The sequence below is a fragment of the Pseudotenacibaculum haliotis genome (assembly GCF_042684245.1).
GTDB classification, from domain to species: domain Bacteria; phylum Bacteroidota; class Bacteroidia; order Flavobacteriales; family Flavobacteriaceae; genus Polaribacter; species Polaribacter haliotis_A.
On sequence record NZ_JBHULH010000001.1, the window covers coordinates 1,119,110 to 1,131,315 of the forward strand.

Consider the following 12,206-nt stretch of genomic DNA (forward strand, 5'->3'; position numbering starts at 1 on the left):
TTTTAATTATTATTTACATTAAAAATTGATCGCTGATGGATGTATTGCTTTGAACCTTGTCCATCACATCGGCGAATAAGGGCGCGCAAGATACAACTTTTATTTTAGATATCTCCTTTTTCAAAGGAATTGTATCTGAGACAATTAACTCTGTCAAACTAGAGTTTTCAATCTTCTCATAAGCGTTCCCGGAAAGTATTGGATGTGTACAAATTGCGCGTACACTTATGGCTCCTCTTTCCATCATTAAATCTGCTGCTCTGGTCAATGTTCCTCCGGTGTCAATCATGTCATCTACTAAGATCACATTCTTTCCTTTTACATCACCAATCAGCTCCATATGACCGATTACATTTGCCTTTTTTCTTTGCTTGTAACAGATAACTACATCAGACATCAAATATTTAGAATAGGCATAGGCTCTTTTTGACCCTCCCATATCTGGAGATGCAATCGTCAAATTATCCAAATTCAACTCATTGATGTAAGGCATAAAAATGGTAGAAGCATACAGATGATCTACCGGTTTTTCGAAAAATCCTTGAATTTGATCTGCATGCAGATCCATTGTCATGATTCTTGTGGCTCCTGCTGCTTGCAATAAATTAGCAACCAGTTTAGCACCGATAGCAACTCTAGGCTGATCTTTTCTGTCTTGGCGTGCCCATCCAAAATAAGGCATCACCGCAGTAATGTGTCTTGCAGATGCTCTTTTTGCAGCATCTAACATTAATAACATTTCCATTAAATTGTCTGCACTAGGGAACGTAGATCCTATAATGAAAACTCTACGACCTCTTACAGATTCTTCAAAAGCTGGCTGAAATTCGCCGTCGCTAAAATGTGTTGTTTTTACCTTTCCTAATTCTGCTCCGTATTCTTTGGCAATTTTTTCTGCTAGTTCCATGCTTTGCTGACATGCAAAAAGCTTGGGCTTTAAGGTACTTAGTGACATTTAGTTGTATATTATTAGTTTGTGTTGTTCGCAGCAAAAATAAAATTATTTGATGAGTATTTACAGATTAAATGCCACAATCATAAAATATTTTTTAGATTTGCAGTCCCAATTCAAAAGCCAGAGTGTGGTCCCGATGTTTCGGGAGGTAGACACACTAGGCAAACAGCCAGAGTGGTGGAATTGGTAGACACGTTGGATTCAAAATCCAATGAGGGCAACCTCGTGTGGGTTCGAGTCCCACCTCTGGTACTAAAAAGTCGAAACAAATGTTTCGACTTTTTTTGTTTTCATAATTATTTTCTTGAGAAAACAATCATAACTATAGGTTTATAAATATCTTTGGAATCTGTAGATCATCAACTAAACAACCTTAGGCATGCCAAACTCTGGGTATTATCTTTTTAAAGAAGATGTTTTCAATCAAAATATAGAAGACATCAAAAATGCCTTCAATTCACAGCATTTCGATTTTACGCTTGGATATTCTATCAAAGCAAATTACAACGAATTGCTTATCAAAAGCGCCTACGATAAAGGTGTGCATTTTGATTGTGCTTCATTGGATGAAATAAAAAGGTTGAAAGAACTACATGTTCCATCACATGCAATGTGGGTAAATACATCCCACCTTACTAATGATTTGCTAGACTGTCTAGACAAAGAGGGTATCTTTATGTTTGCCGATAGTTTCCTTCAGCTTGAACAGTTGAAAGAGTTTTGCACAGCTGATCAAAAAGTAACCGTTGGAGTACGTATTTGCTTACAACAGCACAAGAGTAGATTTGGCATAGAAGCAAGCAATGAGAACATTGCTCAACTCCATTCTTTTTTTAAAGAGCATAAGAATATTGAGCTCAAAGGGTTGAGTATTCATTATTCTACAGCAGACCGTTCTATTTCTAAATTTAGATCAAGGGTTGAGGAGTTTGTTCAACTATATGCCAACTTCTTTCAAGACTTTACTATTGATACTTTAAATTTTGGTGGTGGATTTGCAGGAAATATGAGTCTTGAATTGGCTGCACAGTTCGAGTATACAATTCCTACGTGGGAAGAGTATGCAAAAGTGATCAAAACAACATTCGCTAAGAACAATATTCCTCATCTTAAAGTTCTCATAGAACCCGGAATTGCTTTGGCTGCTGATAGTTTTGATTTTATTGCTGAAGTAATTGACATCAAATACAATGGTGGGCAGCACATTGCTTTGCTCAACACCAGCACACTTTTCCTAAAACCTACCGGCCACTCTAAAGACATTTCATTTGATATAGAAAATCCATCAACAGAAAAAGGTGTAGAAAAAGAATATCTTTTGGCAGGAATGTCTTGTATGGAAACAGATACTTTGGGAGTTTATAAAGGGCATTTGCAGCCCGGAAGTAGACTTCGATTTAAAAATGTGGGTTCTTACACGCTCTCTTTTCGAGAGAATTTTATTTTTGATCAGCCTGAAGTGATTCCTTTACGTGTTTTAGATCTCCAAAACACGAATTAATGTGTATGTTCAACACATAACCTTGAGGCTTTAAACCTTCTCTTACGAATGTTTTTTGAATGGCATTATGATGGATCTGTGCATAGGCCAATCCCCATTTTTGTCCGATAGACTTCCCGTAGTTTTGAATGAACCGAACTAAATCTAAATAATATCCTCTTCCAACATAGCTATCCAAGATTCCGGCATAGACCACACCTCCTCCTTGACCCTCTTTATAACTGGATATAAATCCCATTGGGGTATCATCTGCATACATAATGTGTGTGTATTTAGATGCATCCAACTCTTTGCAATAGCTACCAATATATTTAGACAAACAGCGCAATTGCTTTTGGGTATCCGATGCATTTACCAATAGTGGGTTTTTAAAATAAGAAGCAGTATTGTGTTTAAAAATATCTTTGACCAAGGCATCTAAGAGTTCTTTCTTGTCAAGTGTATATTCTTCAAAACGCACTGACGGATGCAGGTATTCTTTGGTATCCGGATTTTTGGCAAAAACAGATTTGTATTCTTGTACAATTCCCAAAACGTAGTAATCCAGTTGCAACGCATCCAATTTTAGATACAAATCAGCAGGCGGATTCTTACAATTTAATTTTAGGATGTCTACTTTTTCTTTCTCTAATGTTTCAACCAAACTAGTAGGATTTTCCAAACAACTATCATCACCTCTTGCGACATGAAATCCTAAAATTTGACTTTCTTCTTTACTAGAGTAAAACATGTTAAAAATTTTAAGCAAGATATAAATCAAATTTTTATTTTTATTCGAAATAAGCCACGATGATTTCTACCCATAGAGAGTTTAAGAATCCATTTACAATTTCACAGCGATTCGGGTATGGTTTTTTTCAGTTTTTAGATCATTTTTTATCCCGAAAACTCACTGTTAAGCTATTTGGAAAACTCCGATACAAGCTGTTCTTAAGTATCTCTAAAACTCTAAAGAAAAAGGGTAAAGGAACTATTAAAGAGGTAGATGTTAGAGAAAATCTTTCTGTAGAAGAATTCAAAAAACAGTATCTCAAAAAGAAAATTCCTGTGGTTCTTAAAGGAGCTGCAAAGGATTGGGAAAGCTGCCAAAAATGGACTCCAGATTTTTTTAAAGAGTTGTATGGCGAAGATGAAGTGCCTCTAATTGATGCCATATATCTAGAACAAGGGGTAAAATACGTCAAATTAAAACAGATCATAGAAGAAGTTTTAAAAGGAAACAGTTCTTATTTGAGGTTTTACAATCTTCTTTCCCGACATCCTGAGAGGTATGATGATTTTAATAAAAAATGGCTTCAAAAATTAAAGCATAAAAGTTCTTACGTTACGTTTACACAAATATTTATCGGAGGAAAAAATTCCAACACAGGGTTACACAACTCCCATGCCGATAACTTATTTGTACAAATGCACGGAGAAAAAGAATGGGTTTTATATCCTAACTATTTTGCGCCGCTTATAGATCCTCCAAGTACAACCGGAGGTACCTACAGAGTAACTCCCAAAAGAGGAAAGTTTGGACAACCTTTTAACCCTTTTCAACCTGATTATGAAGATTATCCTTTGTATAAATATATAGATGGTTATAAAGTTGTATTGCAACCGGGAGATGTATTTTACAATCCTCCCTACGTATGGCATTCGGTTAGAAACAACACAGAAAGTATTGGTTTAGGCTATCGATGGGTAAGTGCCTTTAGCGCGTTTACCTCTTCTCCTTTGTATTATTTTCTAGACTTATGTGCCTACAGACCTTCATATTTTAAAGCATATAAATGGTATAAAGACGATAGCAATGCAGAATTCCTTTACGCTGAAAAAATGCTGAAAAAGCAACAAGAGAGAATGAAGCGAAAAGAATCAAAAAAGAAGTAATCAAGGGTCTTAGTATGAATACAACTCCTCAATTCCCCAAGACACCCTTTAGCTTTTGGCAAAGAGCCGGATACAACTTTTTCCAAATTTTGGATCATTTTATCTCCAGGTCTGTCACCATAAAGCTCTTTGGGAAAATACGGTACAGGATGTTTCTTTCTCTGGTAAAGTCTCTAAAAAAAACGGGGGAGTCTAAAGTTTTTGAGGTAGAAAGAAGAACAGATCTAAGTTTAGAGGAGTTTAAAAATCACTATGTCAAAAAAGGTATCCCTGTTATTTTTGACGGATTGGCCAAAGACTGGAAGTGTGTACAAGAATGGAGCCCGGAATATTTCAAAGAAAAATACGGAACAGATGAAGTGCCTCTAATTGATAGTGTTGAGTTTGATAAGGGTGTTGAATACATTTCTCTTGCTGAGCTTATTGATGAAATAGACAAAGGAAACAACAAGTTGTATTTTAGATTTTACAATCTCCTGTTTCGTTATCCGAAGCATTTAAAAGACTTTGATCTCTCATGGCTAAGAAAGCATCGTCATAAAAAAGCCTATTTCGAATCTTTTCAGGTATTTATCGGAGGTAAGAATTCTACTACCGGGATTCACAACGCTCATATCTCTAACCTCTTTGTACAAGCTTATGGTGAAAAAGAATGGTATTTGTACCCTAATCACCTCATTCCTTTTATAGATCCGTTACCTACTTTAAATGGTATTTACAGGAATGCTGCTGCAAGATCTAAGGGCGTTGCTTTTAATCCTTTTGATCCCGATTATGAGGGATATCCTTATTTTAAATATCTCGATTGCTATCACCTGACATTGCAACCGGGTGATGTATTTTACAATCCACCATACATGTGGCACACGGTTAAAAACAATACCAAAAGTATTGGTGTTGGTTTTCGATGGGTCAACTTTTTCCATTCATTTAAAGCTTCTCCTGTTTATTATCTGCTAGATCTAATGGCGTATCGCCCTAATTACTTTAAGTCGATTAGAATGGTTCAAAAAAATGCAAATGATCAGTTCATTCACAGGTTTGCAAAAATGAAAAAGAGGTTTGAAAAGAAAAACGACTAGCGTTCTTCCCAGATCGCATAAGCATCTGCTCCCAAATGCCTTAAATAGATTGTTCTTAAGTAAATAAAAAGAGCTGTAAATCCTAAGCTTAACAACACAATGCTTAAGCTAAGCATGGCTAAGATCAATACATTTGAAATTGCCAAAGAATAGCCTATGGCAATGCTCACCGCAATGAGTATGAGAATTGGAACAGCAATTAATACACTCGATAAAAAGATATAAGTAGGAAGTTCGGTAGTAACAAGCAATAGCTCAAACGCTATTTTTAATTTCTTTAGTAGGTTGTAATTAGAATTTCCTTTCTTCCTTTTTTCATGTTCCACTTCGACCCAGTCCATCAAATGAGGAGATACCATGGTAAAGAATACCTGAGCACTTTGCATGGTTTGCTCATTGTAGTTTTCAGTATCGAATCGTTTTTTGGTTAGAATCCTAAATGAAGAAAAGCGAACTTTTGTTTTTCCTCTCAGTACAATCGCATTTAGAAAACGTTCAATTGTTTGGGAAGAGATTTTTTTAAGTAAGGAGGTTTGCTTCTTTTTAGGAACACCAAAAAGGATGTATTTCTCTTCCGGATTGAAATGGGTAATGAGTTTTTTAATTTCTTCCGGCGGAAATTGTAGATCGTCATCAATCAAGATCATTGTTTCTGCTTTCGCCTTTCTGATACCGCATAAAGAAGCTGCTGCTTGTCCGAAATTTCTGGTGAAACGAATCAAACGGATATAGCTTTTTTCTTGTTGAAGTTTCTTTAATACTTGCCATGAATTATCTTCACTAAAATCGTCGATCAGTAAAACCTCAAAAGACTCTCCTATTTCTAAAAGTGTAGATTCTATTCTTTCAACCAGTTCTAAAAGTGTTTCTTCACTGTTATATACAGGTACAATTACCGAATATGTTGGATTGTCTTTCACCTGTCTAAATATACGTGGTTTTCTAAGAACTCTACAATGTACTCACTTAATAACTCCGGCTCTTCTTCTTGTATAAAGTGATTGGCTTTCGGCACTTTTTTGTGTGCAATTCCCTGAGCTCCTTTTACCTCTTTGATAAAGTCCAATTCTACTTTTTTGGTAAACGGATCTTTTCCCGAAAAAACAGTTAAAAACGGCTTTGAAAAATTGCATAATTCTTTCCACAAAGATTTGTTCTTTTTCACTTCTTTTTGCCATGGGTAAATGGGTACTAGTTTAGGAAAGATCTTGGGAGCAATCTTATATTTGGCATTGGGATAAGGAGCATCATAAGCCAACATTTCATCTTTCTTTACAGCACTATTGATTCCTAATGGAATGAGTTTGCTATAAGGAACTATCGATATGATGAACGCAATGATTCGCCATATATAGAAAATCGGATTAAATCCTTCTATCCTAGGAAAAGCTGTATTGGTTGCAACTACAGATGCAAATTTTTCCGGGAATCTGGCTACCAATCTCAATGCTATTAGTCCTCCCCAGTCGTGCACAACTAAATTGATCTCGTTTAAATTCAATTCATCAAACAAAAACTCTTGTAACCACTCTTCATTTTGCGAATAGGAATAGCTTTTTTTATCGAGAGGTTTGTCTGATTTTCCAAACCCTATCAGATCGGGAACAATGACCCTGTATCCTGCTTTTGCCAATATCGGAATCATTTTTCTGTACAAGTATCCCCAAGTAGGTTCTCCGTGAAGTAAGACAATGACCTTTTTTGCATTTGGGTTCTCATCAACATAATGCATTCTCATCTCTTGTACTTGAGCAAAATGTTCTTTGAAGGGATAATCTACATCCTTAAAACAAGAGTCGGGTGTTCTTAAAACTTCAAGCCCATAGCTTGTTGTGTATTTGAACAAGTCAGAGCTCTTATCCATTTTTTTGTAAGATATAAAGCATGTATCTCAGCTTTCCTTCTGCGAGATATCGATAATTTCTAGAACCTTTCAATCCTGCAAAGCTCTTAAAGAAAGTGTAGAAAAGAGGCGTGTCTTTTAGTATTTCTCGCTTGGTCTTATCCGACTCGTCAAGCGCTTTAAGAACCCATTTTGTAATATCTTCTTGATGTTGAATAGAAAAACCGTGACTGATAAAATCTTCTTCCATTTTAGGAACATCGTATGCATAACGGATATCGGCAATGGCCATTGTTCCTTCTTTTTTTAGGGTTTTGTATACTCCTTTCAAAAAAGCTGAAAAATCCGGATATCCGTGAGAAGACTCTATATTTACCACAACATCGTAGAAGTTTTCCGGCTCTTTTAAGTTGCAAGCATTGCCTTGTTCGAAAACAATAGGGTGTTGTTGATGTCTTTTCTTAGCAAGGTTGATCTGCGATTCTATAAGGTCGATCCCTTTCAAGTATTTGGGCTGTAAGTACTCACTGATAAAATAACAACCTCCTCCAACACTGGATCCTATTTCTAAAATAGCTTTTTCTTTTAGCGATAATGTACGACAAGCATATTGATACATTTGAAAGTAAATTCGATCTTTCTCATCTTCAGCTTTTAGAACTAATGTTTCGTTTTCAGGAAGTACAAGTCCGAAGTTAAAACAAGTTGTTTTGAATCGAGCACTTCTTTTTTGAAGAAAAGCATTTAAGTTATATACAATTCGGACATAGATCACTTTTAAAAAACCAATTCCTTTTTTTAGTACTTGATTTTTGTGAATTTTTTTTCTTGCCGGATATTGTAATTCCAAAATTTATACTCTGAATTTAATACAGTATTTTTAGCCAATATTAACCATTATTATTGAAACCTTGAAACAGAAAACACTAATTCTTGGAGCCGGTTCTTTTCAAAAAGGGCTTATCTCTTATCTTAAGGATCAAGGTTTTTATACAATTTGTGTTACCAACAAACCGCATGAGATATCGGCTTTGGAAGCCGATAAGGTATTAGATGTAAGTTATCTTGAAATCTCTGAGGTTTTAAAAATATTTGAACAGGAAAATGCAGCACAGATCTTTTGTGTTGCTTCCGATCTTGCCTTACCTACACAATCGGCTGTTCAATCGCATTTTAAGTTAAGAGGCCTTCAAAAAGAGGAAGTTGATTTCTTTGCTAATAAATGGAACTATAAATCTTTACTGAATCAAACTTCTTTGGCTCCCATCACGCGTAGGGTTGAGAAAATGGAAGAGTTGGCGGATTTTCTTGAAGAAGTAGATTTGATTATTGGCAAACCAAAGTCAGGTAGTGGTAGCAAAGGAATACTAAAGATCTCTTCTGCTGAAAAAGCAGATCTCTTGCCTCCCAAAAAACTCAAAGAATACATCTTTGAAGGGTATATTGAAGGAAACGAATTGGGTTGTGATCTTTTTATCCTTGATGATACTATTGCCTACGCATGTCCTACTCACAAGGAAACCAATACCAAAGGCGTTCCTATGGGGCATTTGATTCTTTCTGGATTGCAAAATGAATCTTTGTTAGTTTATTTAAACAGGCTTAAAAAAGCGCTCAAACTGAATGATGGATTTTACAATTTGGACATCATGCAACAGGGAGAACAATACTATCTTCTTGATATTTCACCTCGACTGGGTGGAAACTGTATCCCTGAGGTGATTCATTTGGGCTATGGAGTTCATGAATATGAACTGCTCACAAAATGGTTCTTTCAAAAAACGATTTCTCCGCTTACTGTAAGCTTTCGCAAAAATGTGGGTGTTTACATTATTCATTCCGAAGAAAAAGGAATGCTTTTAAGTAAGGAAGAAAACAACCATCCATTTAAAAAGCATGAGGTAGAACTGTTTTGGAACAAACGTATTGGAGACACAATTGAAATCTTCGATCAAGGAGCACATCATATGGGATATTTTATTTTCTCTGCCAATTCGAATGAAGAATTACTCGAACTTTTTGAAGAGATCAAAAGCTATTCTTGGTTTACACTTGAAAAGCACTAAAAATTTATCCTTGATTTTTACAAAAAACTTTTCACAGTCCTTATATTTGGAGAGCACAAGACAGAATACTCCTTGAAGTTTCCAAATCTTACATATCAAAAAATCATCCTGATTGTTCTTATATTCATTTCATTTGGAGCTTCTATTTGGAACGAATATTCGCTGGATGACGAGTATGTTACAACTTTAGCAAATCAAAAAGTAAGTAAGGGTTTTGATGGATTAAAAGAAATTTTCATAAGTCCTTACGTTGATGAAAATGTAGATAGCAGATCTTTTGAATACAGACCTTTTACTCAAGCTGTTTTTGCTGTAGAAAAAGGCTTTTTTGGCTTCAACGCAGGACTTGGCCATCTCATAAATCTGCTTATTTATATTTGGATTGTTCTATTAGGTCTAAAGATTTTGAGAACATTATTATCTGAAGATTACTATCCGTACATCTTCTTTGCCTTGGCTCTTTTTTCTTTGCATCCGTTGCATTCCGAAGTAGTGTTGAGTTTAAAGAATAGAGAAGAGCTTTTAGTGACCTTATTTGGGTTATATGCTCTCTTGTATGCTATAAAATACTCTCGTACTGAAAAAAGAAAAACAGCTATTATTTCCATTGTCTTTCTAGTATTGGGAACTTTAACAAAAGCCACAATAGCTCCCTTTGTTTTGGTCATACCTCTAACACTTTGGCTATTCAAATTAAGTTCTGCTAAGAAAAGTCTTTTGTTCTTTTTGGCTTCATTTGCCATTATGACCTTTGTTCGATTTCTTTCTTTTATCGCATTTAATATTTCAATAAACAGAGAGATCTCTTTTGTAGAGAGTCCTTTATTGCATAAGCCTTTCTGGGATCGATTGCCTATGGCTTTTTATTCTTTTTATGAGTACTTAAGTCTACACCTTATTCCTCATCCTTTATTGTCTTATTACGGATACAATCAGGTTCCTATACTGTCGTGGTCGGATAGCAAGGTGTATCTAGGTCTTTTATTTGCTGTTGCAGCAGTGTTTTTATTTTTCTATTTCTTAAAAAGAAACAGGTTGTTTTCCTACGGGATATTATTGACTGTAATTTTCCTATTACCGTTCTTAAACTTCCCTTTTCCGGCAACAGGGATTTTAGCTGAACGATATACTTTCAATTCTGTCTTAGGTTTTTCTATATTGATTATTGTGCTATTGAAAAAACTATCTGAGCTTGTTAAAGTACAGCAGTTAACCCTAGTTATTACTAGTATTATCCTTGTTGGATATAGCTTTTTAAATATCAAAAGAACTCCACATTGGAAGTCTAAATTAAGTTTGATTGAAAATGATGCCAAATACGGAACTCAATCCTATAAACTTCAAGCTCTTTTAGGAGATATATACCAAGAGCAAATTGGCAAGTCGTCAAATGTAAAGGATAAGAAACTGTTTTTTGAGAAAACATTAAGGGCTTATGAAAAAGCAGCAAAGATCTACGATAAAGACCCTGGTTTGTATAACAACATAGGAACTACATTTTTTGCCGGAGCTCAATATGAAAATGCAATCATTCTCTTTAAGAAAGCGATAGAATTAGGAGCCGATAGTGAAACTCATTACTATAATCTTGGTCTGGCATACGAGCTATCCGGAAAGCGAGAAGAAGCAAAACAACAATACAATATCATCTTGAAGAAAAACCCCAACTATCAAGATGTTAAACAACGCCTGAAGGCTTTAAACTAAAGCTTATTTTATTCTTTTATGATCTTTGAATCGAGCTTCTTATAATCTTTTGCTGTAATTGCCACTCCGTTGATTTGATCTACATCCCAATCTTGAGCAATTTTCCATTTGCCTCCTTCTTTTTTAAGTAAGACACTAAACCTTCCAAAATAGGATTCTTCTTTTCCTTCTTTAAAATACGTTACTTTAAAATAGCCTACTTCGTATGCGATGTCTTTCTCATGGATTCGGTGTTCGTGCTTGAACTCAATCTTTCTTTTAGGTTGATTGGCTCTTCCATAAGATTTGATAATTCCTTTTTTAAAGGTCTCTCCTTGACGAATTCCTCTTTTTGTAATCCTTACAATGTCATCTGTGTGAATATCGTTGTATAGGGCTGCATTTCTAGAATTATAGGCTTTTACAAATTGTTCCCATAATTGTGTATCAATTTCTTTTGAGAAATCGTGCTTTTCTTTTTGTTGTGAATGGCTTATACAACTTATACAAACCATTATTAGAAGAGTTATTAGCTGTTTCATTTTATTGTAATTCAAAAAATTGAGTTTTAAGTTACAAAATTCAATGCATAAAAAAGCCTCAGAGTACTCTGAGGCTTTTCTTTGAATTTATTAAAACTACTAAAATTGATATTTTAAAATTAATTCTAACGAACCATTGTCGTTAATATCGCTTGCATCCATTGTTGTTACATCATAGGCTGCTCCTAGTTTTAGTCTGTCTAATACTTGGAACAATCCGTATGCTGATACTGTTTCATCTACTCTGTAGTTCACCCCTGCAATAAACTTCTTGTTGATCTCTAAAGATGATCCTAGATCGTAACTCGTTGGTGCTCCTTCTACCGTTCTCATCATTACTCTTGGAGTTAAGATCAAACTACTGTTTAAGGTAATGTTGTATCCTCCTCCTAAGTAGAAGTGTGCTTGATCTACAGCTGCACTTGGTCTGTTTCCTTGCTTCTCATATCTGTCTCCCTTTAAGAAGTTTGGTGTAGAGATACTGATGTAGAACTTCTCGTTCTGAATATTGATCCCTGCTCCGATATGTGGATTGAAGAAACTTTGGTTCTGTGTAAACAATGGGTCATTCCCAGGGTTGCTTGCCTTGGTTAGATCGATGTTTACAAATCCTCCTCCGGCTTTTAGTCCAAAGTATAGGTTTGTTTCTTCATCTA

The 12,206-nt window shown here is 35.3% G+C and carries 12 protein-coding genes and 1 tRNA gene; 6 read left to right on the top strand and 7 right to left on the bottom strand.

Annotation, left to right across the window (positions count from 1 at the left end; translation table 11 throughout):
* Positions 1-13: 13 nt before the first annotated feature.
* The gene (locus ACFSRZ_RS05320; protein WP_379665484.1) at positions 14-955 is read right to left on the bottom strand and encodes a ribose-phosphate pyrophosphokinase; all 942 of its coding nucleotides are present in this window, start codon (positions 953-955) and stop codon (positions 14-16) included.
* Between the two features lie 168 nt (positions 956-1,123).
* On the opposite strand from ACFSRZ_RS05320, the gene ACFSRZ_RS05325 reads away from it, so the two are divergent.
* Together ACFSRZ_RS05325 and ACFSRZ_RS05330 are read left to right on the top strand one after the other, a co-directional pair.
* A tRNA-Leu gene (locus ACFSRZ_RS05325) sits at positions 1,124-1,207 on the top strand.
* A gap of 127 nt (positions 1,208-1,334) precedes the next feature.
* On the top strand, positions 1,335-2,456 hold the full coding sequence (locus ACFSRZ_RS05330; protein WP_379665485.1) for an alanine racemase: 1,122 nt from the start codon (positions 1,335-1,337) through the stop codon (positions 2,454-2,456).
* On the opposite strand, the gene ACFSRZ_RS05335 is transcribed toward ACFSRZ_RS05330, so the two are convergent.
* Entirely contained in the window at positions 2,395-3,186 is a 792-nt protein-coding gene (locus ACFSRZ_RS05335; protein WP_379665486.1) for a hypothetical protein, read from the bottom strand. The genes ACFSRZ_RS05330 and ACFSRZ_RS05335 overlap by 62 nt on opposite strands.
* 59 nt (positions 3,187-3,245) lie before the next feature.
* Here ACFSRZ_RS05335 and ACFSRZ_RS05340 point away from each other — a divergent pair, with 59 nt between their 5' ends.
* The gene (locus tag ACFSRZ_RS05340) at positions 3,246-4,331 is read left to right on the top strand and encodes a cupin-like domain-containing protein (protein WP_379665487.1); all 1,086 of its coding nucleotides are present in this window, start codon (positions 3,246-3,248) and stop codon (positions 4,329-4,331) included.
* Positions 4,332-4,480: 149 nt separating this feature from the next.
* Positions 4,481-5,413 (top strand): cupin-like domain-containing protein, encoded by a 933-nt coding sequence (locus ACFSRZ_RS05345; RefSeq protein ID WP_379665488.1) that lies wholly within the window; start codon positions 4,481-4,483, stop codon positions 5,411-5,413.
* Here ACFSRZ_RS05345 and ACFSRZ_RS05350 read toward each other — a convergent pair.
* The 3 genes from ACFSRZ_RS05350 to ACFSRZ_RS05360 are packed head-to-tail and all read right to left on the bottom strand — an operon-like array spanning position 5,410 to position 8,106.
* Positions 5,410-6,333 (bottom strand): glycosyltransferase family 2 protein, encoded by a 924-nt coding sequence (locus ACFSRZ_RS05350; RefSeq protein WP_379665489.1) that lies wholly within the window; start codon positions 6,331-6,333, stop codon positions 5,410-5,412. The genes ACFSRZ_RS05345 and ACFSRZ_RS05350 overlap by 4 nt on opposite strands.
* Complete coding sequence (locus tag ACFSRZ_RS05355; protein ID WP_379665490.1) at positions 6,330-7,277, bottom strand: haloalkane dehalogenase; 948 nt, start codon at positions 7,275-7,277, stop codon at positions 6,330-6,332. The genes ACFSRZ_RS05350 and ACFSRZ_RS05355 overlap by 4 nt, the downstream gene beginning before the upstream one ends.
* Positions 7,270-8,106: a class I SAM-dependent methyltransferase gene (locus ACFSRZ_RS05360; RefSeq protein WP_379665491.1), complete on the bottom strand. Its 837-nt coding sequence runs from the start codon at positions 8,104-8,106 to the stop codon at positions 7,270-7,272. The genes ACFSRZ_RS05355 and ACFSRZ_RS05360 overlap by 8 nt, the downstream gene beginning before the upstream one ends.
* Before the next feature lie 61 nt (positions 8,107-8,167).
* On the opposite strand from ACFSRZ_RS05360, the gene ACFSRZ_RS05365 reads away from it, so the two are divergent.
* Complete coding sequence (locus ACFSRZ_RS05365) at positions 8,168-9,322, top strand: ATP-grasp domain-containing protein (protein ID WP_379665492.1); 1,155 nt, start codon at positions 8,168-8,170, stop codon at positions 9,320-9,322.
* Positions 9,323-9,394: 72 nt separating this feature from the next.
* Positions 9,395-11,029, top strand: coding sequence for a hypothetical protein (locus ACFSRZ_RS05370; RefSeq protein WP_379665493.1), 1,635 nt, complete (start codon positions 9,395-9,397; stop codon positions 11,027-11,029).
* Positions 11,030-11,037: 8 nt separating this feature from the next.
* Here ACFSRZ_RS05370 and ACFSRZ_RS05375 read toward each other — a convergent pair whose 3' ends face one another.
* The gene (locus tag ACFSRZ_RS05375) at positions 11,038-11,550 is read right to left on the bottom strand and encodes a nuclear transport factor 2 family protein (protein ID WP_379665494.1); all 513 of its coding nucleotides are present in this window, start codon (positions 11,548-11,550) and stop codon (positions 11,038-11,040) included.
* A gap of 99 nt (positions 11,551-11,649) precedes the next feature.
* On the bottom strand, positions 11,650-12,206 hold a 557-nt coding region (locus ACFSRZ_RS05380), incomplete at its 5' end, for a PorP/SprF family type IX secretion system membrane protein (RefSeq protein WP_379665495.1).

Excerpts from the sequence above, each read along its gene's own strand:
- ACFSRZ_RS05320 (WP_379665484.1), bottom strand. The coding sequence starts at position 955 with ATGTCACTAAGTACCTTAAAGCCCAAGCTTTTTGCATGTCAGCAAAGC.
- ACFSRZ_RS05330 (WP_379665485.1), top strand. The coding sequence starts at position 1,335 with ATGCCAAACTCTGGGTATTATCTTTTTAAAGAAGATGTTTTCAATCAA.
- ACFSRZ_RS05335 (WP_379665486.1), bottom strand. The coding sequence starts at position 3,186 with ATGTTTTACTCTAGTAAAGAAGAAAGTCAAATTTTAGGATTTCATGTC.
- ACFSRZ_RS05340 (WP_379665487.1), top strand. The coding sequence starts at position 3,246 with ATGATTTCTACCCATAGAGAGTTTAAGAATCCATTTACAATTTCACAG.
- ACFSRZ_RS05345 (WP_379665488.1), top strand. The coding sequence starts at position 4,481 with ATGTTTCTTTCTCTGGTAAAGTCTCTAAAAAAAACGGGGGAGTCTAAA.
- ACFSRZ_RS05355 (WP_379665490.1), bottom strand. The coding sequence starts at position 7,277 with ATGGATAAGAGCTCTGACTTGTTCAAATACACAACAAGCTATGGGCTT.
- ACFSRZ_RS05375 (WP_379665494.1), bottom strand. The coding sequence starts at position 11,550 with ATGAAACAGCTAATAACTCTTCTAATAATGGTTTGTATAAGTTGTATA.